Genomic DNA, 24853 nt, shown 5'->3' on the forward strand with positions numbered 1-24853 from the left:
CGGTCGGGCCGCCTGTCTGCTGCAGGCGGCCCGACCGGACCGAAGGCGGTCGGACGACCGGTCGGCCGCCACGAACACGGGAGTCACGTGACCAACGAACGGCGGGTGCTCGTGCACCCGGACAAGCAGGCCCTCGGCGCTTCGGTCGCCGCACGCTTCATCACCAAGATCATCGACGTGCTCGACGAGCAGGAGCGTGCCGACATCGCGATCAGCGGTGGCTCGGTGTCCTCCCTGGTCCTCGCCGCGATCGGCCAGTCGCCGGCGCGTGAGAGCGTCGACTGGTCGAAGGTGCACGTCTGGTGGGTCGATGAACGCTGGGTTCCGGCGGACGACGCCGACCGCAACACGATCGGCACGCAGACCGACTTCTTCGACCACGTCGACATCCCCGCGTCGAACATCCACCCGATGCCGGCGTCGGACGGTGGGCTCGACATCGAGGCCGCTGCGACCCAGTACGAGCGCGAGCTGCAGGACGCCGCGCCCGAGGGTGCCGTCGCTCCGCGCTTCGACATCACGCTGCTCGGTGTCGGCCCTGACGGACACACTGCCTCGCTCTTCCCGGAGTTCCCGCAGCTCACCGTCACCGACCGTGCCGTCGTGTCGGTAGACGACTCCCCCAAGCCGCCGGCGCAGCGTCTGACCGTCACCTTCCCGGTGATCAACGCCTCGCAGCGCGTCTGGGTGATCCTCTCCGGTGCCGAGAAGGCCTCGGTCCTCGGGCTGGCCCTCGCGGGTGCGTCGATCGAAGACGTGCCCGTCGGTGGCGTGCAGGGTCGCAAGCGCACGGTCTTCTTCGTGGACCAGGACGCCGCGCGCGATGTCCCCGAGAACCTGATCGCGTCGACGTACTAGACGCGCGTTCCTGACGGACGGGAGGCCCGGTGCCAGCTGGCACCGGGCCTCCTGTCCGTCTGTGGTCGCGCCCACTGCCGGCGCCGAACGGTCGCGACACCCCGCCGGCGCGACGCCGAGGGGTCACGAACCGTCGGCCGCGGGCGCCGCAGGCGACAGAACGCGCCACCACGGCACACCGCACACGGCGTGTCGTGACCACTCGGCGAACCCGGCACCCGCGCGCAGAGCGCTGCCAGCACTCCCCCGGACGCACGAAGGCCCCCGCACCATGGGTGCAGGGGCCTTCGTCAACGTGCGTGCGCTAGCTCTTTTTCGCCGCAGTGCCGCGACGCTCTCGGAGCTGCTGGAGCGCGTCCTCGAGGAGCTGGGCTGCCTCTTCCTCGGTGCGGCGTTCCTTCACGTACGCGAGGTGGGTCTTGTAGGGCTCCGTCTTGGAGACCACGGGAGGGTTCTCCTTGTCGCGCCCGGCCGGCAGACCACTCGACGGCGAGTCCACCGTCTCGGGGATCTCCTCGTCGGGCAGGTTCGCGGCGAAGTACCGCACGACCTCGTTGCCCAGGGCGTCCCAGTACGAGATCGCCACGCGCTCGGCCTGGACCCCGCGGTCCTGTTCGCCCATCGGGCCCGCACCGACGCGAGACCCTCGGATTGCACTGCCTCCGCTTGCCATGGATCAGACCCCCGCCGTGAACTTGTTGATGAGACCGAGCACGATGATGGAGACGATCCAGACCAGACCGAGGATCACCGTGATGCGGTTGAGGTTGCGCTCGGCCACGCCGGACGCACCGAGGTTGCTCGTGACCCCACCGCCGAACATGTCGGAGAGGCCACCACCGCGGCCCTTGTGCAGCAGGATGAGGAGCGTGAGCAGGAGGCTCGTGATTGCGAGCAGGACCTGCAGCACGACGGAGAGTATCGCCACGACGTACCTTTCGTGTCAGTCAGCCGTACCAGTGTACCGGCCGCGCGGAGCACGGCCGGTACCTGGACGGGAGTGGTGCGGACGACTGCCCGCGACGAGGTCGCCTGTGGACTACAGCCCGACGTGCTGACGGAACCGCGCGATGGCCGCGAACTCCTGCACGTCGAGCGAAGCACCACCGACGAGCGCACCGTCGATGTCGGGTTCGCGGAGGAAGCCCGCGATGTTGCCCGACTTGACCGAGCCACCGTAGAGCACCCGGGTGTCGGCAGCAGCCTGGTCGCCCCACGCTGCCGCGATGCCACGACGGATGGCCGCGCACTCGTCCTGCGCCTGCTCGGCCGTGGCCGCCTGGCCGGATCCGATGGCCCAGACGGGCTCGTACGCCACGACGATGTCAGCGGGCTTCACCGCGTCGAGCACGACGCGGAGCTGCTCGACCGGCACGACGCCGGCGCCGCGCTCCTCGCGCTGCTCGCCGGTCTCGCCGACGCACACGACAGGGACGAGACCGTGCTTGACGGCCGCTGCGGTCTTCGCTGCGACGACCTGGTCGGTCTCACCGTGCAGCGTGCGCCGCTCGGAGTGGCCGACGATGACGTACTGGGCGTCGAGCGCCGCGAGGAACGCGCCGGAGACGTCACCGGTGTAGGCACCGGAGTCGAACTGCGACAGGTCCTGCGCACCGAAGTGGATCGGCAGCTTGTCGGCCGAGATGAGCGTCTGGACGCTCCGCAGGTCGGTGAACGGCGGGAACACCGCGACCTCGACGTCGTCGAAGTCGTGCCGGGCGTCCTTGAGCGTCCACGCGAGCTTCTGCACGGTGGCGATGGCCTGGAGATGATCGAGATTCATCTTCCAGTTGCCGGCGATCAGTGGCGTCCGGGTCATGCGGTCCACCCCCAAAGCTTCGAGACCGGGCAGCGACTTGCCCTCGAGGAACTCGAGGCTCGCACCGCCACCGGTCGAGATGTGGCCGAACTGGTCGTCCGAGAAGCCGAGCGACCGCACGGCGGCAGCGGAGTCGCCACCACCGACGACACCGAGGCCGTCGACCTCGGTCAGCGCCTGCGCGACGGTCTTCGTGCCGGCGGCGAAGGCCGGGAACTCGAACACGCCCATCGGACCGTTCCAGAACACGGTCTTCGAACCCGAGACGGCCGAGGCGAACCGCGCTGCGGTCTCCGGGCCGATGTCGAGGCCGATGCCGTCCGTGCCGAACGACGAGGACTCGATGGCGTCGGCCGCCACCGTCTCGTGGTCGGCGTCGGCCGCGAAGCCGGAGGCCACCACGACGTCGGTCGGCAGGTCGATGGTGACACCGAGCTCCTTCGCCCGCGAGAGGTACTCGCGGACGACGTCGAGCTGGTCGGCCTCGAGCAGCGACTTCGCGACCCCGTGGCCCTGGGCCGCGAGGAACGTGAAGAGCATGCCGCCACCGATGCAGAGGGTGTCGACCTTCGGCAGGATGTGGTCGATGACTCCGAGCTTGTCGCTGACCTTCGAGCCGCCGAGCACCACCGTGTAGGGGCGCTCCGGGTCCTTGGTCAGTCGCTCGAGCACGCGGAGCTCGGTCTCGATCAGCGAACCGGCTGCACTGGGCAGTGCGGACGCGAGCTCGTAGACCGAGGCCTGCTTGCGGTGCACGACACCGAAGCCGTCGGAGACGAAGGCGTCACCGATGGCGGCGATGCGGTCCGCGAAGGCACCGCGCGTGGCGGCGTCCTTCGAGGTCTCCTCCGGGTTGAAGCGGAGGTTCTCGAGCAGCAGGACGTCGCCGTCCTCGAGGGCCTCGGCCGCGGCGGTCGCTTCGTCGCCGACGGTCTCGCCGACGAACGTGACCTCTTTGCCGAGCAGCTCGGAGAGCCGCTGGGCCACCGGTGCGAGCGAGAACTCGGGCTTGGGCTCCCCGTCGGGGCGGCCCAGGTGCGAGATCACGATGACGCGTGCGCCGGCGTTGACGAGGGTGTTCAGCGTGGTCAGCGACGCGCGGACGCGGCCGTCGTCCGTGATGGTGCCGTCCTTGAGCGGGACGTTCAGGTCACAACGGACGACGACGCGCTTGCCGGCGAGGTCGCCGAGGTCCTCGAGGGTGCGGAGGGCCATGTGTTACAGACGCTCGCCGACGTACTCGGTGAGGTCGACGAGGCGATTCGAGTAGCCCCACTCGTTGTCGTACCACGAGGTGATCTTCACGAGGCCGCCGATGACCTTGGTCAGGCCGGAGTCGTAGATCGAGGAGTGCGGGTCCGTGGTGATGTCGGTCGACACCAGCGGGTCCTCGCTGTAGAGCAGGATGCCCTTGAGGGGGCCCTCTGCGGCCTCCTTGTAGGCGGCGTTGATCTCGTCGACGGTGACCTCGGACTTGGTCTCGAGGGTGAGGTCGGTGATCGACCCGGTGGGGACCGGGACGCGCAGCGCGAAGCCGTCCAGCTTGCCGGCGAGCTCGGGGAGCACGAGGCCGATGGCCTTCGCAGCACCGGTCGAGGTCGGCACGATGTTCAGCGCGGCGGCACGGGCACGACGGGGGTCCTTGTGCGGGCCGTCCTGCAGGTTCTGGTCGGCGGTGTAGGCGTGCACCGTCGTCATGAGGCCACGCTCGATGCCGAACTTGTCGTGGAACACCTTGGCGAGCGGCGCGAGGCTGTTCGTGGTGCAGGACGCGTTCGAGATGATGTGGTGGTTCGCGGGGTCGTACTGACCCTCGTTCACGCCGAGCACGATGGTGACGTCGTCACCCGAGGCCGGGGCGGAGATGATGACCTTCTTGGCACCGGCGTCGATGTGCTTCTGCGCATCGGCGGCCTTGGTGAAGAAACCGGTCGACTCGATGACGATGTCGACGCCCAGCTCGCCCCAGGGGAGGTTGGCGGGGTCGCGCTCGGCGAGGACCTTGATGGCCTTGCCGTCGACGACGATGTTGTCGCCGTCGAGCTCGACGGTCGCGGGGAGCTTCCCCGTGATGGAGTCGAACTTCAGCAGGTTGGCGAGCGACGCGTTGTCGGTGAGGTCGTTCACCGCCACGATCTCGAGGTCGGAGCCCTTCGCGAGGGCGGCCCGGAAGAAGTTACGGCCGATGCGGCCGAAGCCGTTGATACCGATCTTGACGGTCAATGGATCTCCTGGTGAGTGTGGAGCGCCCAGGGGGCGCTGCTTTCGGGAGTCGCGCACCCTGGCGGGCCCGCGTGTGGTGGACGATACGCCCCGTAACGTCGCCGTAACGACCCTAGCAGTCGGACACTGCGTGCCCGAGCGAGATGACGGTCCGTCCGGACGGTCGCCGACCAGGCCGGGAACGGGTCCGAGAACGGGTCCGCAAACGGACGGGAGGCGCGGTGCCAGCTGGCACCGCGCCTCCCGTCCGCAGGGTCGACAGACCGCTCTCAGGCCCCTTCGAGCTCCTCGGGAACGCTCGCTTCGGTGCCCGGGATGCCGAGGTCGGAAGCCCGCTTGTCGGCCATCGCCAGCAGGCGACGGATGCGACCGGCGATGGCGTCCTTGGTCATGGGCGGGTCCGCGTGCTGGCCGAGCTCGTCGAGCGAGGCGTCGCGGTGCTGCAGGCGCAGGGTGCCGGCGTACTGCAGGTGGTCGGGGACCTCGTCGCCGAGGATCTCGAGCGCACGCTCGACCCGGGCGCATGCTGCCACGGCGGCCTGCGCGGAACGGCGGAGGTTCGCGTCGTCGAAGTTGACCAGGCGGTTCGCGGTCGCGCGGACCTCGCGACGCTGGCGCATCTCCTCCCAGTCGGCGGTGGTGCGCGCGGCACCCATGACGGTCAGCATCTGACCGATGGCCTCGCCGTCGCGGATGACGACGCGGTGCACCCCGCGGACCTCTCGGCCCTTGGCGGCGACCCCGAGACGCGACGCGGCACCCACGAGGGCCATCGCGGCCTCGTTGCCGGGGCAGGTGACCTCGAGCGCTGCGGCCCGACCCGGGTCGGTCAGGGTGCCGGAGGCCAGGAAGGCGCCGCGCCAGATGGCGGCGAGGTCTTCGCGGTTGCCCGTGGTGAGGCGGTTCGGCAGCCCGCGGACGGGGCGACGACGAGCGTCCATCAGGCCGGTCTGGCGGGCGAGGGTCTCCCCCGCCTCGAGCACGCGGACCAGGTAGCGGGTGCCACGGCGGGCGGACGCGGACGATCCCACCGACGCCTCGCTGCGCACGCCGTAGAGCTCGGCGAGGTCCTTGCGGACCCGGTGCACGATGATCCGGGTGTCGAGCTCGACCTCGACCGCGATGCGGCCCGAGATGACGTGCAGACCACCTGCGAACCGGAGGATCGTGGCCAGTTCGGCGGCGCGGACCGTGTTGCGGTTCACGGCGACCCTGGCCAGTTCGTCCTTGACCTCGGCAGTCAACGGCACAGCATCATTCCTAACGTTCGTTCAGTGGTTCCCGCAGATCCGGCGGCACGGGCGTGGGAGCGGCCGGAGGGACGGTCACTCCCGGCCGAGATCTCGGTTCTTCACACGCACGGCGACGCCTGGCATCCCGCGGAGGAGGTTCGCCAACTCGGCGACGATGGCGACCGAGCGGTGCTTCCCGCCGGTACAGCCGATGGCGATCGTAGCGTGTCTTTTGTTCTCGCGCTGGTACCCCTCGAACACCGGCTCGAGGACGGAGGCGTAGCGATCGACGAACGGACGGGCTCCGGCCTGGGCCAGGACGTAGTCCGAAACCGGCTGGTCGAGCCCGGTGTGGGGCCGCAGTTCCGGCACCCAGTAGGGGTTCGGGAGGAACCGCACGTCGGCCACCATGTCGGCGTCGGCGGGCAGTCCGTACTTGAACCCGAAGCTCATCAGCGTGACCTGGACACCCACGAAGTGCTCGTCGGCGAAGTGCTCGATCACGGTGTTCGCGAGCTGGTGGATGTTGAGGTCGGAGGTGTCGATCACCACGTCGGACGCCTCGCGGAGGCCGGCGAGACGCGCCCGTTCGCGGGCGATGCCGTCGAGCAGGGTGTCCTCGCCCTGGAGCGGGTGGGGTCGACGGACCTGCTCGAAGCGCCGGACCAGCACGGCGTCGGTGGCCTCGAGGAACAGCACACGGACCCGCGCGGACGTGCTCGAGCGGACCTGCTCGACCGCGTGCTCGGGGTCGGTGAAGAACCGCCCGCCTCGGACGTCGACCACCGTGGCGATCTTCGGGATCTTCTCCCCCGCGCGGTCGGCCAGCTCGGTCAGCGGGGCCAGCATCTGCGTGGGCAGGTTGTCGACCACGTACCAGCCCAGGTCTTCGAGGGCCTTGCCGACGGTGGACCGCCCGGCACCGGACATGCCGGTGACGATGAGGATGTCGTGCTGCGACGCGTGGGTGGTCGCGGTGGCGCTGTCGGTCATCTGGGAGTGGGCTCCGTCGTGGCGGCCCGGGCGCGTCGCCCGGGGAGGTCTCGGCTGCCGGACCAGGCTACCGCCCGGTGACGGCCGGGAGGCGCGGGGTTCGTCACGACGGTCGCTGCGGACCGTCGTCGGTCACCTCGGGGACCCGCACGGGGCCTCCGGGATCGGTGACGGTTCCGGTGTCCGCGATCGCGTCGGCGTCCGGTTCGGGGGCGCTCGACGCGCTCGTGGCCGGTGCGCTCGTCGGCGTCTGGGCCAGCTTCGAGACCACGGCGGCAGCGGTCGCCGGGCCGATCCCGTTCACCTCGCCGATGTCCTCGGCCGTGGCCTCGCGCAGCCGGGCGACCGAACCGAAGTGCTTCAGCAGGGCGTTGACGCGGCTCGGGCCGAGACCGGGGATCTCGGACAACCGCGACCGGACGTCCCGCTTCCGCTTGCTGCGCTGGTGGGTGATCGCGAACCGGTGCGCCTCGTCACGGATGCGCTGGATGAGGAAGAGCGCCTCGGAGTTGCGGGGCAGGATGACCGGGAAGTCGTCGTCGGGCAGCCAGAGCTCCTCGAGCCGCTTGGCGATGCCGACCAGGGCGATGTCGTGCACGCCGGCTTCGTCCATCGCGCGCTTCGCGGCCTGCACCTGGGGCTGGCCGCCGTCGACGATGAGCAGCTGCGGGCGGTACGCGAACCGTTTCGTCGGCTTCGACCCCCTCGACGACCTCGTCGGTCGTGACGTCCGGGACGTCCGGCAGCTCGGCGTCCTCGTCCAGCCGCGCCAGGCGCCGCGAGAGCACCTGGTACATGCTGTCGGTGTCGTCGGTGGTCTCGGCGATCGAGTACCGGCGGTACTGGTCCTTGCGCGGCAGACCGTCCTCGAACACCACCATCGACGCGACGACGTTCGTGCCCTGCAGGTGCGAGATGTCGTAGCACTCCATGCGGAGCGGCGCCTCGGTCATGCCGAGGGCATCCTGGATGTCGGCCAGTGCCGCGGCCCGGGTGGTGTAGTCGGCCGAACGCTTGGTCTTGTAGAGCATGAGCGCCTGCCCGGCGTTCTGCGCGGCCGTCCGCGCGAGACCGGCGCGATCGCCGCGCTGTGCGGTGCTCAGCTTCGTGCCGCGCCCGTTCCGACGCTTGCTGAGCCACTCCTGGAGCGCGTCCGCGTCCTCCGGCAGTTCGGGGACGACGACCTCGCGCGGGGGCTCGTCGGTGACGTAGACGCCCTGCACGATCTGCTCGACGAGGTCGCCCGTGGCGATGTCGAGCTCCTTGTCGACCACCCAGCCGCGGACACCGCGGATGCGGCCACCACGGACGGAGAACAGCTGCACGGCCGCGGCGAGCTCGTCCTCCGCGATGCCGAACAGGTCGAGGTCGACCGAGTCGCGGAGCACCACGGCGGACTTCTCGAGCACGGCTTCGAGCGCCTCGACCTGGTCGCGGTACTTCGCGGCCTGCTCGTACTGCATCGCGTCGGCCGAAGCCCCCATGCGCTGCCGGAGCTCGGTGATGACCCGACGGTCGTACGAGTTCATGAAGCGCACGAACTCCTCGACGAGGGCGCGGTGCTCCTCGATCGTGACCTTCTGCGAGCAGGGGCCACCGCACTTGCCGATCTGCCCCGGGAAGCACGGGCGGCCGGTCTGCATCGCCTTCTTGTACGACGAGTCCGAGCACGTGCGGATCGGGAAGACCTTGATCATCAGGTCGATGGTGTCGTGCACCGCCCAGATCTTCGGGTACGGACCGAAGTACTTCGCGCCCTTGATCCTGCGGTTGCGCGTCACCATCACCCGCGGCGCCTCGTCACCCAGGGTGACCGCCATGTACGGGTACGACTTGTCGTCGCGGAACTTGACGTTGAACGGCGGGTCGAACTCCTTGATCCAGGTGTACTCCAGCTGGAGTGCCTCGATCTCGGAGCCGACCGTCGTCCACTCGACACTGCGCGCCGTCAGGACCATGCGCCGCGTGCGCTCGTGCAGCGTCGGCAGCGGCGCGAAGTAGTTGCTCAGCCGGGCGCGGAGGTTCTTCGCCTTGCCGACGTAGAGCACCCGACCGGCTTCGTCACGCCAGCGGTAGACGCCCGGGTCGGTCGGGATCTCCCCCGCCTTCGGACGCCACGGGACGGTGTCCGCCACCTAGCGAGCACCCGCCTTCTGCTTGCTCGCCTTCTTGGTCGTGCCCTGCTGCTTCTGGGTGGCCTGGCGTGCGCCGACCGCCTGCTGCTTGCCGACCCGGGCGTCCTGCGCGTCGAAGATCTCGCGCAGGAAGACACCGGTGTGGCTCTCCGGCACGGTCGCCACGTGTTCCGGGGTGCCCGTCGCCAGGACCGTCCCGCCGCCGGACCCGCCCTCGGGACCCATGTCGATCAGCCAGTCGGCGGACTTGATGACGTCGAGGTTGTGCTCGATCGTGATGACGGTGTTGCCCTTGTCGACCAGGCTCTGCAGCACGAGGAGCAGCTTGCGGACGTCCTCGAAGTGCAGACCGGTGGTCGGCTCGTCGAGCACGTAGACCGTGCGGCCGTTCGAGCGACGCTGCAGCTCGGTGGCGAGCTTGACGCGCTGCGCCTCGCCGCCGGAGAGCGTGGTCGCGCTCTGGCCCAGGCGCACGTAGCCGAGGCCCACGTCGACGAGGGTCGCCATGTACCGGTGGATCGCCGAGATCGGCTCGAAGAACTCGGCCGCCTCGCTGATCGGCATGTCGAGGACCTCGGAGATGTTCTTGCCCTTGTAGTGGACCTGGAGCGTCTCGCGGTTGTAGCGCGCACCACCGCAGACCTCGCACGCGACGTAGACGTCGGGCAGGAAGTTCATCTCGATCTTGATCGTGCCGTCGCCCGCGCAGTTCTCGCAGCGGCCACCCTTGACGTTGAAGCTGAAGCGGCCGGGCTGGTAGCCGCGGGTCTTGGCCTCTTGCGTCTCGGCGAACAGCTGACGGATGCGGTCGAACACGCCCGTGTAGGTCGCGGGGTTCGACCGTGGCGTCCGGCCGATCGGTGCCTGGTCGACGTGCACGACCTTGTCGAGCTGGTCGAGGCCCTTCACCCGGGTGTGCTTGCCCGCGATGTGCCGTGCACCGTTGAGCTGGTTGGCGAGCACCTTGTACAGGATGTCGTTCACCAGCGTGGACTTGCCGGACCCGCTGACGCCCGTGACCGCGGTGAACACACCGAGGGGGAAGTCCGCGTCGATCGACTTGAGGTTGTTCGCGCGGGCACCCTGCACGGTGATGGCGCGCTTCAGGTTGACCTTGCGGCGCTCGGCCGGCACCTCGATCGCGCGTCGGCCGGCGAGGTAGTCGCCGGTGATCGACTCACGGTTCTCGATGATGCCCTCGTACGAGCCGGAGTGCACGACGTTGCCGCCGTTCACGCCGGCGCCGGGGCCGATGTCGACGACCCAGTCGGCCGTGCGGATCGTGTCCTCGTCGTGCTCGACGACGATGAGCGTGTTGCCGAGGTCCTTGAGCTTGACCAGGGTGTCGATGAGTCGACGGTTGTCGCGCTGGTGCAGGCCGATGCTGGGCTCGTCGAGCACGTAGAGCACACCGGTCAGCCCGGAACCGATCTGCGTCGCGAGTCGGATGCGCTGCGCCTCGCCGCCGGACAGACCACCGGCACCACGCGCGAGCGTGAGGTAGTTCAGGCCGACCTCGAGCAGGAACTCGAGGCGTGCGCGGATCTCGCGGAGGACCGCGGCGGCGATGTGCGCTTCACGGTCGGTCAGCGTCAGCTCGTCCATGAACGAGTACGCGTTGTCGAGCGACATGTCGGTGACGTCCGCGATGCTGCGGTCGTTGACCGTCACCGCGAGCACCTCGGGCTTGAGGCGGGTTCCCTCGCACACCGGGCACGGGACCTCGCGCAGGTAGCCCTGGAAGCGCTGGCGCTGCGAGTCCGACTCGGCCTCGGCGAACTTGCGCTCGATGTAGGGCATGACGCCTTCGAACCCGCTCGTGTACCGCATCTCGCGGCCGAACCGGTTGCGCCAGGAGACGGACACCTGGAAGTCCTTGCCGGTCAGGATCGACGCCTGCACCGCGGGGTCGAGCTGGTTCCACGGGGTGTCGAGCGAGAAGCCGAGCTCCTTGCCGAGGCCGCCGAGCAGCTTGTCGAAGTAGGAGTACAGCCCGCTCGTCCCCGTCCAGGGCAGCAGGACGCCGTCACGCAACGAGGCCTCGGGGTCGCCGAGCACCAGGTCGGGGTCGACCGACATGCGCGTCCCGAGGCCGGAGCACTCGGGGCACGCGCCGAACGGCGCGTTGAACGAGAACGTGCGCGGCTCGATCTCGGTGAGCGCGAGCGGGTGGTTGTTCGGGCACGAGAGGTTCTCGGAGTAGGTCCGGACCGCTCCGGGCCCCTCGTGGTCCACCAGGTCGATGCCGACGGTGCCGTCGGTCAGGCGCAGAGCGGTCTCGAGCGAGTCGGTGAGACGACCGAGGATGTCGTCGCCCGCCACCAGGCGGTCGACGATGACCGAGATGTCGTGCTTGACCTGCTTCTTGAGCTTGGGCGGGTCACTGAGCTGGATGCGCTCCCCGTCCACGATCGCGCGGGCGTAACCGGACGCCGCGAGCTCCTGGAAGAGGTCGACGAACTCGCCCTTCTTCTTGGAGATGACGGGCGCGAGGACCTGGAACCGGGTGCCGGTCTCGAACTGCATGAGCTGGTCGGCGATCTGCTGCACGGTCTGCTTGCTGATCACCTCGCCACACGTCGGGCAGTGTGGGACCCCGATGCGCGCCCAGAGCAGACGCATGTAGTCGTAGACCTCGGTGATCGTGCCGACGGTCGACCGGGGGTTGCGGTTGGTCGACTTCTGGTCGATCGACACCGCCGGCGAGAGCCCCTCGATGAAGTCGACGTCGGGGCGGTCGACCTGGCCGAGGAACTGGCGCGCGTAGGCGGACAGCGACTCGACGTACCGGCGCTGCCCCTCGGCGAAGATCGTGTCGAACGCCAGCGAGGACTTGCCCGAGCCGGACAGGCCGGTGAACACGACGAGCGAGTCGCGGGGGATCTCGAGGTCGACGTCACGGAGGTTGTGCACGCGAGCGCCGCGCACGCTGAGCGTGGAGGTGCTGTGCGGTGCGGTCCCGCCGGGGAGGTGGAGGTCAGCGGGCTCGCCGAAGGCGTTCCGGCCCGACGTCGAGGTACCGGGGTCAGAGGTGATGGTCATCGTCGTCGATTCTACGAAGCGGCACCGACATTCGGCCGGGATGGAGGGTCAGACGAGTGCGTCGAGAGCGAACGCGACACCGGATGCACGCTCGCTCGCCGCCCAGAGCTGCGCTGCGACCGTCCTGTCGTGCGCCCGTGGTTCGGCCGCGACCACCGTGGCCGCGCCACGGAGCTGCATCCAGCCTGCCGGGCCCCAGTACTCCCCGGAGCGCACGTCCGCACCGACGGCAGCGTGGACGAGCGGCTGGGCGCCGATGTCCTTGCCCTGGGCGACGATGCGCTGTGCCGGGCGGATCCACTCGGGTTCGGGTCGTGTCGGGCTGACGTCCGGGCGTGCCGGTGACAGTCGGTCGAGCGACAGGCCGGGGTGCGCGACGACGCTCGACACGGACGACCCCGAGTCGGCCAGTCGTTCGGCGAGCTCGAAGCCGAACAGCATCACCGCGAGCTTGCTCCTGGCGTACTGGCGGTGGCTCGAGTACCGACCGACCCCGAGCGGATCGGTCGCGTCGAGCTGGGCGAACCGGTGGGCGATAGACCCGAGGTGCACGACCCGGCCGGCTCGTCGTTCGAGCAGGGGCAGGACCAGCGCGGTCCACGCGAAGTGTCCGAGGTGGTTCGTGCCGATCTGCAGTTCGGTGCCCTGCGCCGTGCTCCCCCGCGTGGACGCCCCGACGACCCCGGCGTTGTTCACGACCGCGTCGACGCCGCCGGGTTCCAGCGCGGCGAGTTCGTCGGCGGCAGCGTCGACCGAGTCGAGGTCGGCGAGGTCGAGGTGGACGTGGGCGAGCGAGGCCCCGTCGACGTGCCGCCGGATGCTGCGCTCGGCGGCCTCCGCCCGGTGGCGGTCGCGCGTGGCCAGCACCACACGGTGCCCCGCCGCGGCGAGCTGCTCGGCGGCGTGGTACCCGAGCCCGGCACTCGCACCGGTGACGACGACCGTGCGGGCGCCGTCAGCTGACATGCCCGGCCGCCTCCATCTGGCGCAGGGCCTTCTTCAGGTCCTGCACCTCGTCGCGCAGTCGCGCCGCGAGCTCGAACTTCAGCTCGGCCGCAGCCTGCAGCATCTGGTCGTTCAGGTCGGCGATGGTGGCGCCGAGCTGCGTCGCGCCCTCGCCCGCGATGCCGCCGCGCTTGAGGTTCGGCGTGGGCGACCGACGGCCGTCACTGCCCGGGCGACCCTGCAGGAGCGCCTTCGTGTCGTCGTTCTCGCGCTGCAGGACCTCGGTGATGTCGGCGATCTTCTTGCGCAGCGGCTGGGGGTCGATGCCCCGCTCCAGGTTGTAGGCGACCTGCTTCTCACGACGGCGATCGGTCTCCTCGATCGCGGTCTTCATCGAGTCGGTCATCTTGTCGGCGTACATGAGCACCTGGCCCGACACGTTGCGGGCAGCGCGACCGATCGTCTGGATGAGCGACGTCGACGAGCGGAGGAAGCCTTCCTTGTCGGCATCGAGGATCGCCACGAGCGACACCTCGGGCAGGTCGAGGCCCTCGCGCAGCAGGTTGATGCCGACGAGCACGTCGTAGACACCCTGCCGCAGCTCGGTCAGCAGCTCGACGCGCTTGAGGGTGTCGACGTCGGAGTGCAGGTACCGGACACGCACGCCCGCGTTCCCGAGGAAGTCGGTGAGTTCCTCGGCCATGCGCTTGGTCAGCGTGGTGACGAGGACGCGCTCGTCCTTCTCGACCCGCTGCTTGATCTCCTCGAGCAGGTCGTCGATCTGGCCGTCGCTCGGCTTGACCACGATCTCGGGGTCGATCAGGCCGGTCGGGCGGATGATCTGCTCGACCACGCTGTCGGTGACACCGAGCTCGTAGCGCCCGGGGGTGGCCGACAGGTAGACCTTCTGCCCGACGCGCTCGAGGAACTCCTCCCACTTCAGGGGGCGGTTGTCCATCGCGCTCGGCAGGCGGAACCCGTGCTCGACGAGGGTGCGCTTGCGCGAGGCGTCGCCTTCGTACATCGCGCCGATCTGCGGCACGGTGACGTGCGACTCGTCGATCACGATGAGGAAGTCGTCGGGGAAGTAGTCGATGAGGCAGTGCGGTGCTTCGCCCGGACCACGGCCGTCCATGTGCCGCGAGTAGTTCTCGATGCCCGAGCAGAACCCGATCTGCTCCATCATCTCGATGTCGAACGTGGTGCGCATCCGGAGGCGCTGGGCCTCGAGCAGCTTGCCCTGGCCCTCGAGCTCGGCGAGCCGTTCCGCGAGTTCTTCCTTGATGGAGGCGATCGCCCGGTGCATCACGTCGGTGTCCGCGACGTAGTGCGAGGCCGGGAAGATCGACACGGCGGGCAGGTCGTCGATGACGTTGCCGGTGAGGGGGTGCAGCGACGAGAGCGCTTCGATCTCGTCGCCGAACATCTCGATGCGGATCGCGTGCTCTTCGTACATCGGGATGATCTCGATGGTGTCGCCGCGCACGCGGAACGTGCCCCGGGCGAAGTCGACGTCGTTGCGCTGGTACTGCATGGCGACGAACTTGCGGACGAGCTGGTCGCGCGAGATCGTCTGGCCGACGTGGAGCGCGACCGATGCGTTCATGTACTGCTCGGGGGTGCCGAGACCGTAGATGCAGGAGACGGTCGACACCACCACGGTGTCGCGCCGGCTGAGCAGCGAGTTCGTCGTGGAGTGCCGGAGTCGTTCGACCTCGGCGTTGACCGAGGAGTCCTTCTCGATGAAGGTGTCCGTCTGCGGGACGTACGCCTCGGGCTGGTAGTAGTCGTAGTACGAGACGAAGTACTCGACCGCGTTGTTCGGCATCAGGCTGCGGAACTCGTTGGCGAGCTGGGCCGCGAGGGTCTTGTTGTGCGCGAGCACCAGCGTCGGCCGCTGCACCTGCTCGATGAGCCACGCGGTCGTCGCCGACTTGCCGGTGCCGGTCGCACCCAGCAGCACGACGTCGGTCTCACCGGCGTTGATCCGCCCGGCGAGTTCCGCGATGGCCGCGGGCTGGTCGCCACTCGGCGAGTACTCGCTGATGACCTCGAACGGACGCACCGCTCGGGTCGGTTCGATCGCAACACCCATGGGGACAACGGTAGTCGGCACCCCTGACACCGAGGGCCCCTGCTCGCCCTCGGCGTATTGTCCGCTGCAAGCAGGCTCCAAGTCGGCTGATGGTGGCCGGGCATACCGTCCTATCCCTTCCGTCACCCGACTCCTTCCCACTCCCCCGAAGAGGCCTCATGACCACGGCGACCCCGGCCGCACCGATCAAGGGCACCCCGTTCCGCGGACGCATCCGCGGGCGCGTGCTCGTCCTGCTCTGCTGCATGTACGCGATCTCGTACATCGACCGGACGAACATCTCGACCGCGCTGCCGCACATCACCGAGGAGTTCGGGTTCAACGAGGCGACCGCCGGCCTCATCGTCTCCGCGTTCTCGTTGCCGTACGCCCTGCTGCAGGTGTTCGGCGGCACGATCAGCGAGAAGTTCGGCCCGCGCAGGGCGCTCTTCGTCATCACGGTGATCTGGGGCGTCGCGACGCTCTGGACCGGGTTCGCGGTCGGCTTCTGGACCCTCTTCGCCGCTCGGGCCCTGCTCGGGCTGAGCGAGGCCGCCGCGTTCCCGACCGCCACGCAGGCGATGAGCCGGTGGATCCCACGCGACCGGAACGGCTTCGCCCAGGGCGTGGTGCACTCCGCAGCACGGCTCGGCAACGCCCTGGCGCCGCTCATCGTCGCCTGGGTGATCGGCGCGACGGGCAGCTGGCGCTGGGCGTTCTTCGCCACCGCGGTGCTGTCCCTGGCGTGGGCCGTCGTCTGGTTCGTCTGGTTCCGCGACGAGCCCGAGTCCGCGAAGGGCATCACGCAGGTCGAGCTCGCCGAGCTCCCGCCGGTCGAGACCCGCGCGACCCGTCCCCCGGTGCCGTGGCGGCAGATGGCGAAGCAGATCCTGCCGGTCACCTTCGTCGACTTCGGGTACGGCTGGACGCTGTGGGTGTTCCTCACGTGGCTCCCGACGTTCCTCAGCTCCACCTACGGCCTGGAGATCGGCGACTTCGCGCTGTTCACCACCCTCATCCTGCTGGCCGGTGTCGTCGGGGACACGGTCGGTGGGATGCTCAGCGACCGCATCATCCACCGCGGCGGGAACACCCGGAACGCCCGCCGGACCATCCTGGTGATCGGGCTCGGCGGTTCGCTCCTCTGCCTCATCCCACTCGTGATCGGGCAGGGCCTGCTCGTCGCGACGATCTCGCTGGCCCTGTCGTTCTTCTTCCTCGAACTCTGCAACGCCAACCTCTGGGCGATCCCGATGGACGTCGCGCCGCAGTGGTCCGGCACGGCCTCGGGCTTCATGAACACCGGGTTCGGCATCGCCGGTGTGGTCTCGCCCATCGTGTTCGGCCTGCTCATCGACGCCTCGGGCTGGCAGGTGCCCTTCGCGCTCTCCTGCGTCTTGCTCGGAGCCGCGGCCGTCGTCGCCTGGTTCATGAAGCCGCAGCGGCTGACCTCCACCGACGGCGTGCTCGAGATCGGCACCCCGAAGGCCGAGCAGCGCCCGGCCTGACGGGCGACGCGCGGAACGTGCGCCGGCCCTGGTGGTCCGCGCACGACGGCCGGGAGGCGCGGGTCGGGCCCGCCACGTGCCTCCCGGTCGGCCGCCCCGCGCCCACCGCTCCGCACGGCTTGTGCGAGGCGGCGCTCAGCGCGCGGCGCGCCCCCCGACGTCGTCGGTCTCGCCGACGAGGGCGTCGTCCGGCTCCACCGGTTCCGGCGACCGCCGGGGCACCGTCGTGCCCGCGGAACGACGCGCCCGCGCCGCTCGCGACGCCCGCGAGGACAACGACGGCCGGCCGGTCAGCGGCACGCTGAGCGGCGTCCTCCGGAACAGCTCGGTCACCGCGACGGACAGCACCAGCACGAGCACGTAGGTGACGAGGGTGAGCCACGGCCGTGGCACGACGGCATCGAGCCAGCTGTCGCCGTAGAGCAGGATCCAGATGACGAACGGGTGGCTCAGGAAGATGCCGAACGAGCGATCGGACGCGTAGTCGACGAACCGGGCGGTCCGGCTGCCGGGTCGCCGGCGGTCCGCCCAGGCGGCGCCGATCGCCAGGAACCCGACGAACACCGCGGTGCTCCAGACCACCTGGATCGGCTGCAGCGGTGTCCCCGCGGCGTAGAGGGACTGCCCGAGGCCGACCTGCAGCGCCCACACGCCGAGGGTGAGTCCACCGACGCCGGCGAAGGCCCACAGCACCGATCGCCGGTGGACCCGGATGAACCGCAGGAACGCGTCCGCGTGGTCGGCGGCGATCGCCCCGGAGACGATGAAGAAGACGTACGAGAAGAAGAACTGCTTCTGGTACCCGTGCATCCACGCGTCGCTCGCCGGGAAGTACTTGTACCCGGCGAACACCACCAGCTGGACCAGGAACGCCACGACCAGCACGGTGACGTGGTGCCCGCGGGTCCGGCGCACCAGCCAGACGATCACCGGCAGGAGCAGGTACACCTGCATCGTCACGAGCAGGAAGTACAGGTGGTACCACGAGGTGCCGGTGACGATGCCCTCGGCCGCGGTGCGCACCAGGTCCGGGACGTCGCCACGGCGGGTCGGGCTCAGCAGCCACGCCGACCCGACGTAGACGAACGACCACGCCAGGTACGGCACGCCCACGAGCAGGAACCGCTTCGGCCAGAACTGCGCCATCGGCCGCGGGCGCAACGTGTAGCTGTACACGAGCACGAACGCGGTCAGCGAGAAGAAGACCAGCCGGGTGAAGTGCAGCAGGGCGAGCAGCGCGTTCAGCCCGACGTCGGCGGCGGCGGCGGTGTGGCTCGTGGTGTGCACCCCGATCACGCACGCGAACGTGAGGATGCGGAGCACGTCGACCTCGTACAGGTGCCGGGGCTTGCCCTCGGCCGTGCGCGTCGGCGTCTGCACCCCCGGCTCGGCGCCGGTCGACTCCGGGGACACGCGTGCTGGTCGGCTCACGAGGGTCGGGCCATGGTCCGGACCTCCGCGCGCTGCACCTTGCCGGTGGGTGCACGCGGCAGGTCGGGCACGACGATGACCTCGACCGGTTGGCGGAACCGCGTCAGGTGCGCCTCGGCCCGGGCCACGAGGTCGGCCACGAGGGCTGCGTGGTCGACGGGTTCGTCGGGCTGCGGGATCACGTAGGCGATCGGGACCGCACCGAGCACGTCGTCGGGGCGGCCGACGACGACCGCCTCGAGCACACGTGGATCGCCGAGCAGGACGTCCTCCACCTCGGACGGGTAGACCTTCTCGCCACCGCGGTTGATGACGTCGTCGGAGCGCCCGGCCAGGGACACCCAGCCGTCGGCGCTCACGGAGCCGACGTCACCGGTGTGGAGCCAGCCGTCGGCGTCGAACCGCTCGGACGCACGGCCCCCGAGGTACCCGCGGACGATCCCCGGACCACGCACCCACAGGGCGCCGATCTCGTCGGCGGCCAGGAGCGAGCCGTCCTCGCCGCGGACCTGCACCTCGGACCCGACCGGCACCCCGACGGTCCCCGGCCGGGCCGGTTCGTCCAGCGGGGTCGCCGTGATCTGCGAGGCACCCTCGGTCATGCCCCAGCTCACGACGAGCGGCACGTCGCCGAGGGCGGCGCGCACGGGATCGGGCAGCGGCGCCGACGCGCTGCGCACGAACCGCAGGCCCGACGGGAACTCGAGCGGCCCGGTCTTCGCCAGCACGGCCAGGACGGCCGGGACGGCGTTCAGCCAGGTGATCCGTCGTTCGGCGAGCAGGTCCCAGAACCCGGTGCGACGGAAGCGCCGGTCGAGCACCAGGGTCGCGCCGGCGACGAGCGTCGCGAGCAGCCCGACCACCTCGGCGTTGACGTGGAACAGCGGCAACGAGGTGAACCCGCGGTCGTCCGGCACGAGCCGGTTGTGCCGCGCGACGGCCCGTGCGACGAACAGCAGCTGTGCCTCGGGCAGCTCGACGCCCTTCGGCGTACCGGTCGACCCCGAGGTGAACAGCACCACGGACCCCTGACCCGGCGCGTGCGGGCTGTCGGCGGGCAGGTCGCCGTCACGGACGGCGGTCGGGAGGAACGTGGCGGGGTCGATCCCGCTGGCCGGTGCCCCGGGGACGGTCGCGTCCACCGCGCGGTCGGACACGACGATGGACGCGCCGCCGATCAGGTCGGCGAGACGGCCGGGCTCGGTGGCCGGCTGGCCGGTGTCGACGGGGATCGCCCGGCGGCCTGCGGCGACGGCGCTGAGGTGCACGACCGTGAACGCGAGCGGGTCGCCCACGTCGACCAGGACGGCACCCGACGGGGCGATGCCGATCGCGTCGAAGGTCCGCGACCAGGCGGTGACCGCGTCGTCCAGCGCACGGTACGTCAGGACGCGCTCGGAGCGAGCGTCCTCGAGGAAGTGGCGCTCGCCCCCGTCGACCGCACGGGCCCGGATGAGCGAGCGCAGATCGGGTTCATCGCGATCGGGCTGCACGCGGAAAGGCTATTGCGCGACCCTATGAGCGGTCGGAGGGAAGAGCGGGATCTGTGGAGAACCGGTGCAGCATCCACTGCCAGAGCGGGAGCATCCGGGGAACGCCGTCACGGGTGAGCGGTGTCGAGTCCTTGATGATCAGGGAGTGCGCCTTGCCGTCGCCGCCGAGGTCGGTGAGGATCGCGTGCGGGTCCGCGCCGGCGACGGGCGGGGTGGTGTCCGTCTCGAACGGCCCGGACACGCCACTCAGCCCGAGGACGTCCCACGAACCGGTGATGCGGGGGCCGAACGTGTCACGGACGTCGTCGATGGCGTACATCCGGTCGACCGGTGTCCGGCCAGGGCGGTCCATCCACGCTGCGTGCGACGGCCCGCGGGACTCGACGGGCGAGGAGAACATCAGCGCGCCGTGGACACGGCGGATGTGCGCGATGTACGCCGCCTCTCCGCCGCCCTGCGAGTGTCCGGCCACGACGACGTCGTTCCAGACGATGCGGTCGTCGCCCTGGACGAACCGCCCCCAGCCGCCGTCGGGGTCGTGGTCGTCGAGGTACGCGACGGCGTCACGGAAGCGCGAGACGATGGACCCGGCCGGACTGACCGCGCTGAGCTCCGACGGCCGGGTGCCGTCGAAGCGGTTCCGCTGGACCATGCCGTAGCAGCGCGCGTCCGCCTCGCACGTGCCGGACAAGGTGCGACCGAGGTTCCAGTAGTCGAGGCCGAGCACGTGGTAGCCGTCGGCCAACGCGGCCGCCAGGAACCGCTGGTACTCGGCCGGACGGGCCCGGGTCGCGGGCAGGAACAACAGGAGCGGACCGTCGGCCGACGTGCGCGCGGCGAAGTGGTCGCGGTTCGGGGTGAGCCGCTCACCGTTCACCGTTCCGAGCCGGAACCGGTGGAACTCGCCGTCAGGCCCGTGTTCGTCACCCGACGGCCGCTCGTGCACCGCGACCCGGCCGTTGTCCGCCACACGCTGGGCACCGAGGACGTTCGCAGCGACGAGCGAGCCGGCTCCGATCGCCACGAGGACGATCGCGGCGAGGACCAGCAGCAGACGGTGACTCATGCCGTGATCCGCGCCCACACCTCGTCAGCGGAGCGGATCGTCTGCTCGAGCGTCCCGGTGGCGTCGACGACGTGGTCGGCGAGGGCGAGACGGTCGGCATCGCTCGCCTGGGCGGCGACGCGACGCCCGGCCTCGTCACGGGCCATCCCGCGGTGCTCGACGAGCCGTTCGATGCGCTGCGCCGCGGGGGCGTCGACCACCACGACCGCGTCGAACCGGAGCGGGCGCGAGCCGCGGGCCTCGGCGAGCAACGGCACGTCGTAGACCACCACGGCGTCGGGGTCGGCGGCCTCGGCGGCGTCGAACGCCTGCTGCGCGAGCCGCCAGACCTCGGGGTGCGTGATGGCTTCGAGGTCCTTCCGCGCCGCGGGGTCCGCGAACACGATCGACCCGAGCGCCGGCCGGTCGAGGGAACCGTCGGCGGCGATCACCGACGGTCCGAACCGCTCGGCGACCTGCGCCAGGCCCGGGCTACCCGGTGCCACGGCATCCCGTGCGAGTCGGTCGGCGTCGACCACGACGGCCCCGTGCTCGGTCCAGCGCCGGGAGACGGTCGACTTGCCCGCGGCGATGCCGCCCGTGAGTCCGATGATGTGCACGGCAACAGGGTAACGACCCCGATGCCCGGAAACGCCGGAAGCCCGGCACCCTGTCAGGGGTGCCGGGCTTCCGGTCGTGACGAACCGCTCGATCAGTTGTTGGTCGAGCTGAGCTTCTCGCGGAGTGCAGCGAGCGACGCGTCGTCGGCCAGGGGGCTTGCGCCACCCGTCTCGCCGGCGAACGACGAGGTCGACGACGACGAGGAAGCCGTGGCCGGGAGGTCGAAGCCACCCTGCGCCTCGTCGGCGATGGTCTTCGCGACCTGCGCCTTGTGGGCTTCCCAACGCGCCTGGGCGGCCGCGTACTGGCCCTCCCACTCGGTGCGCTGCGTGTCGTAGCCCTCGAGCCACTCGTTGGTCTCCGGGTCGAAGCCCTCGGGGTACTTGTAGTCACCCTTGTCGTCGTACTCGGTCGGCATGCCGTAGAGCGCCGGGTCGAACTCGTCGCTCTCCGGGTCCACGCCCTCGTTCGCCTGCTTGAGGCTGAGCGAGATGCGGCGACGGTCGAGGTCGATGTCGATGATCTTGACGAAGACCTCGTCGTTGACCGACACGACCTGCTCGGCGAGCTCGACGTGCTTGTTCGAGAGCTCCGAGATGTGGACGAGACCCTCGATGCCGTCGGCAACGCGGACGAAGGCACCGAACGGGACGAGCTTCGTGACCTTGCCCGGTGCGATCTGACCGATCGCGTGGGTGCGGGCGAAGACCTGCCACGGGTCCTCCTGCGTGGCCTTGAGCGAGAGCGACACGCGCTCGCGGTCCAGGTCGACCTCGAGGATCTCGACGGTGACTTCCTGACCGACCTCGACGACCTCGCTGGCGTGCTCGATGTGCTTCCAGCTGAGCTCGGAGACGTGGACGAGACCGTCGACGCCGCCGAGGTCCACGAACGCACCGAAGTTGACGATCGAGGACACGATGCCCTTGCGGACCTGGCCCTTGTGGAGGTTGTTGAGGAACGTCGTCCGGGACTCGGACTGCGTCTGCTCGAGGAGCGCACGGCGCGACAGGACCACGTTGTTGCGGTTCTTGTCGAGCTCGAGGATCTTGGCCTCGATCTCCTGGCCGAGGTACGGCGTGAGGTCGCGGACACGACGGAGCTCGATGAGCGAGGCGGGGAGGAAGCCACGGAGGCCGATGTCGACGATGAGACCGCCCTTGACGACCTCGATGACCGTCCCGGTCACGACGCCGTCGGACTCCTTGATCTTCTCGACGTCGCCCCACGCACGCTCGTACTGCGCGCGCTTCTTCGACAGGATGAGGCGGCCTTCCTTGTCCTCCTTCTGGAGAACCAGGGCCTCGACCTCGTCGCCGACCTCGACGACCTCGTTGGGGTCGACGTCGTGCTTGATCGAGAGCTCGCGCGAGGGGATGACGCCCTCGGTCTTGTAACCGACGTCGAGGAGGACCTCGTCGCGGTCGATCTTCACGACGGTGCCGGAGATGAGATCACCGTCGTTGAAGAACTTCAGGGTCTTCTCGACCTCGGCCAGGAAGTCATCAGCCGAACCGATGTCGTTGATGGCGACCTGCTTAGGAGCCTTGGTCGTAGTGGTTGTCATGTAGAGATTGCTCCGAACGGACATGAGTCGGGCCATGGCGTGCGGGGACTCGGCCCCCGTGGTGCACCGCCGTGGCGATTGATTGAGTGGCGCGGATTGCGCCGCACAAGTCTAACCGCACCGGCGGAGGCCCCACAACCGGGCGTGTCGACGGCGCGTCACCCGACCAGCGCGGTCCGGAGGGTGTCGAGGCCGATGCTGCCGAGCGAGAGCGCCCGGTGGTGGAACGCCTTCAGGTCGAAGTCGGCTCCCTCGCGCGCGGCGACCTCGTCGCGGATGGACTCCCAGACGCGCTGGCCGACCTTGTACGAGGGTGCCTGCCCCGGCCACCCGAAGTACCGGGCGACCTCGAACCGGACGAACGCCGGGTCCATGTTGACGTTCTGCCCCATGAAGTCGAGCGCGTACTCCCACGTCCAGCCGCCGCCGTCGGGGTTCGTCTTCTGCAGGTGCACGCCGATGTCGAGCACGACGCGAGCCGCACGCATCCGCTGCCCGTCGAGCATGCCGAGCCGGTCGCCGTCGTCGTCGAGGAACCCGAGCTGCTCCATCAGCCGCTCGGCGTACAGCGCCCAGCCCTCGACGTGCCCGGAGGACCCGGACAGCTGCCGGCGCCAGGTGTTCAGCTCGCCGCGGTTGTAGACGCCCTGGCTGATCTGCAGGTGGTGTCCGGGGACGCCCTCGTGGTAGACCGTCGTCTTCTCGCGCCAGGTGCCGAACTCGGTGACGCCCTCGGGCACCGACCACCACATGCGGCCGGCACGGGAGAAGTCGTCGGAGGGGCCGCTGTAGTAGATGCCGCCCTCCTGCGTGGGGGCGATCCGGCACTCCAGGCGACGGATCGGGTCCGGGATGTCGAAGTAGGTCCCGGCCATCGCGGCGATCGACGCGTCGCTCGTCTCCTGCATCCACCGCTGCAGCGCGTCGGTTCCGTGCAGGATCCGGGACGGGTCGGTGTCGAGCACCTCGATCGCCCGGGCGACGCTCGCGCCGGACTCGATGCGGTCGGCGATCCGTTCCTGCTCGTCCCGCATGCGCGCCAGTTCCTCGAGGCCCCACTCGTACGTCTCGTCGAGGTCGACGACCGCGCCGAGGAACCGCCGCGAGTGCAGCTCGTAGGCTTCGCGACCGACGGCGTCCACCGGGGTGGCGAGCGGCAGCAGCTCGTGCTCCAGGAACTGCCCGAGCGAGCGGTACGCGGCCGAGGCGACCTGGGCTCCGCGGGTCAGCTCGGCGCGGAGCGTGTCCGGCACCGGCGAACCGTCGTCGAACGCGGCGCCGTCGGCGAGGCGTGCGAAGAAGCCGCCCTCGGCGCCGTTCCGGGCTGCCTGCTCGGCGACCAGGGCGACCTGGCGCTTGGCCGGTGTGACGTCTTCGCGGGTGCCCTCGAGCAGGGTCTCGCGGATGCCCTCGAGGGCGTCCGGCAGCGCGTGCAGCCGGCTCGCGATGTCTTGCCAGTCACCCTCGGTCGCGGTCGGCATCAGGTCGATGATCTCGCGGACCGACTGCGCCGGGCTCGCGATGACGTTGAGGTCGCGGAGGTGCAGCTTGCGCTCGTACGACTCCTGCACCAGGTCCAGCTCGGCGCCGAGGTCGGCCTTCGTCACCTGGTCCACGGAGTCGACGGCGGGAGCGGCGTCGAGCGCACGCTTCGCACCGCGCGCGGCCTCGGCCATCGCGGCGGCACCGGCGGGCGAGGTGTCGCCGTACTCCCCCGTGCGCCCCTGGACGCCGATGTACGTGGCGGTCGTCGGGTCGAGGTCGACGAGGGTGGTGACCCAGTCCTCGGCGACGCGGTCGACGGCGGACGGCTGGCGGACAGGACGCTCTTCGCTCATGCCCCGACCCTACCGACCCACGGGTCGAC

At 70.0% G+C, this 24853-nt stretch carries 17 protein-coding genes and 2 pseudogenes; 2 read left to right on the forward strand and 17 right to left on the reverse strand.

What is annotated here, in order from left to right:
- Window positions 1-87 precede the first annotated feature (87 nt).
- Window positions 88-858 carry a 6-phosphogluconolactonase gene (gene pgl, locus ACZZ9K_RS02810; protein WP_463443283.1) on the forward strand — a complete coding sequence of 257 codons (771 nt, stop codon included), beginning with the start codon at window positions 88-90 and terminating at the stop codon, window positions 856-858.
- 304 nt (window positions 859-1162) lie between these two features.
- On the opposite strand, the gene ACZZ9K_RS02815 is transcribed toward pgl, so the two are convergent.
- From ACZZ9K_RS02815 to uvrB, 11 genes and pseudogenes are all read right to left on the reverse strand, one after another.
- Window positions 1163-1531 carry an RNA polymerase-binding protein RbpA gene (locus ACZZ9K_RS02815; RefSeq protein ID WP_110862753.1) on the reverse strand — a complete coding sequence of 123 codons (369 nt, stop codon included), beginning with the start codon at window positions 1529-1531 and terminating at the stop codon, window positions 1163-1165.
- A 3-nt stretch (window positions 1532-1534) separates the two neighbouring features.
- Window positions 1535-1786, reverse strand: coding sequence for a preprotein translocase subunit SecG (gene secG / locus ACZZ9K_RS02820; protein WP_017887256.1), 252 nt, complete (start codon window positions 1784-1786; stop codon window positions 1535-1537).
- Between the two features lie 111 nt (window positions 1787-1897).
- Window positions 1898-2677, reverse strand: coding sequence for a triose-phosphate isomerase (tpiA, locus tag ACZZ9K_RS02825; RefSeq protein ID WP_138803551.1), 780 nt, complete (start codon window positions 2675-2677; stop codon window positions 1898-1900).
- Between the two features lie 9 nt (window positions 2678-2686).
- Window positions 2687-3892, reverse strand: a pseudogene (locus ACZZ9K_RS02830) (phosphoglycerate kinase); the annotation flags it as partial.
- A 3-nt stretch (window positions 3893-3895) separates the two neighbouring features.
- Window positions 3896-4900 carry a type I glyceraldehyde-3-phosphate dehydrogenase gene (gene gap, locus ACZZ9K_RS02835; protein ID WP_027465689.1) on the reverse strand — a complete coding sequence of 335 codons (1005 nt, stop codon included), beginning with the start codon at window positions 4898-4900 and terminating at the stop codon, window positions 3896-3898.
- A 269-nt stretch (window positions 4901-5169) separates the two neighbouring features.
- Entirely contained in the window at window positions 5170-6150 is a 981-nt protein-coding gene (gene whiA, locus ACZZ9K_RS02840; RefSeq protein WP_027465690.1) for a DNA-binding protein WhiA, read from the reverse strand.
- A 75-nt stretch (window positions 6151-6225) separates the two neighbouring features.
- On the reverse strand, window positions 6226-7125 hold the full coding sequence (gene rapZ, locus ACZZ9K_RS02845; protein ID WP_027465691.1) for an RNase adapter RapZ: 900 nt from the start codon (window positions 7123-7125) through the stop codon (window positions 6226-6228).
- Between the two features lie 103 nt (window positions 7126-7228).
- Window positions 7229-9260 (reverse strand): annotated as a pseudogene (gene uvrC / locus ACZZ9K_RS02850) (excinuclease ABC subunit UvrC).
- Complete coding sequence (uvrA, locus tag ACZZ9K_RS02855) at window positions 9261-12302, reverse strand: excinuclease ABC subunit UvrA (RefSeq protein WP_349848565.1); 3042 nt, start codon at window positions 12300-12302, stop codon at window positions 9261-9263.
- A gap of 48 nt (window positions 12303-12350) precedes the next feature.
- Window positions 12351-13268, reverse strand: a complete 918-nt coding sequence (locus tag ACZZ9K_RS02860; protein ID WP_138803554.1) for an SDR family NAD(P)-dependent oxidoreductase — start codon at window positions 13266-13268, stop codon at window positions 12351-12353.
- The gene (gene uvrB / locus ACZZ9K_RS02865) at window positions 13258-15330 is read right to left on the reverse strand and encodes an excinuclease ABC subunit UvrB (protein WP_138804005.1); all 2073 of its coding nucleotides are present in this window, start codon (window positions 15328-15330) and stop codon (window positions 13258-13260) included. The genes ACZZ9K_RS02860 and uvrB overlap by 11 nt, the downstream gene beginning before the upstream one ends.
- 170 nt (window positions 15331-15500) lie before the next feature.
- On the opposite strand from uvrB, the gene ACZZ9K_RS02870 reads away from it, so the two are divergent.
- The gene (locus ACZZ9K_RS02870) at window positions 15501-16829 is read left to right on the forward strand and encodes an MFS transporter (RefSeq protein WP_138803555.1); all 1329 of its coding nucleotides are present in this window, start codon (window positions 15501-15503) and stop codon (window positions 16827-16829) included.
- Window positions 16830-16964: 135 nt separating this feature from the next.
- Here ACZZ9K_RS02870 and ACZZ9K_RS02875 read toward each other — a convergent pair whose 3' ends face one another.
- The 6 genes from ACZZ9K_RS02875 to ACZZ9K_RS02900 form a co-directional block, all read right to left on the reverse strand.
- Window positions 16965-18260, reverse strand: a complete 1296-nt coding sequence (locus ACZZ9K_RS02875; RefSeq protein WP_463443284.1) for an acyltransferase — start codon at window positions 18258-18260, stop codon at window positions 16965-16967.
- Window positions 18257-19753: a class I adenylate-forming enzyme family protein gene (locus ACZZ9K_RS02880; protein WP_463443285.1), complete on the reverse strand. Its 1497-nt coding sequence runs from the start codon at window positions 19751-19753 to the stop codon at window positions 18257-18259. Before ACZZ9K_RS02880 ends, ACZZ9K_RS02875 begins: the two co-directional genes overlap by 4 nt.
- A 22-nt stretch (window positions 19754-19775) precedes the next feature.
- The gene (locus ACZZ9K_RS02885; RefSeq protein ID WP_463443286.1) at window positions 19776-20819 is read right to left on the reverse strand and encodes a BPSS1187 family protein; all 1044 of its coding nucleotides are present in this window, start codon (window positions 20817-20819) and stop codon (window positions 19776-19778) included.
- The gene (coaE, locus tag ACZZ9K_RS02890) at window positions 20816-21418 is read right to left on the reverse strand and encodes a dephospho-CoA kinase (RefSeq protein ID WP_463443287.1); all 603 of its coding nucleotides are present in this window, start codon (window positions 21416-21418) and stop codon (window positions 20816-20818) included. The genes ACZZ9K_RS02885 and coaE overlap by 4 nt, the downstream gene beginning before the upstream one ends.
- A 92-nt stretch (window positions 21419-21510) precedes the next feature.
- Window positions 21511-22986, reverse strand: a complete 1476-nt coding sequence (rpsA, locus tag ACZZ9K_RS02895) for a 30S ribosomal protein S1 (protein ID WP_027465699.1) — start codon at window positions 22984-22986, stop codon at window positions 21511-21513.
- A 158-nt stretch (window positions 22987-23144) separates the two neighbouring features.
- Window positions 23145-24824, reverse strand: coding sequence for a DUF885 domain-containing protein (locus ACZZ9K_RS02900; protein ID WP_463443288.1), 1680 nt, complete (start codon window positions 24822-24824; stop codon window positions 23145-23147).
- Window positions 24825-24853: the final 29 nt, after the last annotated feature.

It is taken from the genome of Curtobacterium sp. AC268 (assembly GCF_979258745.1).

Excerpts from the sequence above, each read along its gene's own strand:
- ACZZ9K_RS02815 (WP_110862753.1), bottom strand. The coding sequence starts at position 1,531 with ATGGCAAGCGGAGGCAGTGCAATCCGAGGGTCTCGCGTCGGTGCGGGC.
- tpiA (WP_138803551.1), bottom strand. The coding sequence starts at position 2,677 with ATGACCCGGACGCCACTGATCGCCGGCAACTGGAAGATGAATCTCGAT.
- rapZ (WP_027465691.1), bottom strand. The coding sequence starts at position 7,125 with ATGACCGACAGCGCCACCGCGACCACCCACGCGTCGCAGCACGACATC.
- uvrA (WP_349848565.1), bottom strand. The coding sequence starts at position 12,302 with ATGACCATCACCTCTGACCCCGGTACCTCGACGTCGGGCCGGAACGCC.
- ACZZ9K_RS02860 (WP_138803554.1), bottom strand. The coding sequence starts at position 13,268 with ATGTCAGCTGACGGCGCCCGCACGGTCGTCGTCACCGGTGCGAGTGCC.
- ACZZ9K_RS02870 (WP_138803555.1), top strand. The coding sequence starts at position 15,501 with ATGACCACGGCGACCCCGGCCGCACCGATCAAGGGCACCCCGTTCCGC.
- ACZZ9K_RS02885 (WP_463443286.1), bottom strand. The coding sequence starts at position 20,819 with ATGAGTCACCGTCTGCTGCTGGTCCTCGCCGCGATCGTCCTCGTGGCG.
- rpsA (WP_027465699.1), bottom strand. The coding sequence starts at position 22,986 with ATGACAACCACTACGACCAAGGCTCCTAAGCAGGTCGCCATCAACGAC.
- ACZZ9K_RS02900 (WP_463443288.1), bottom strand. The coding sequence starts at position 24,824 with ATGAGCGAAGAGCGTCCTGTCCGCCAGCCGTCCGCCGTCGACCGCGTC.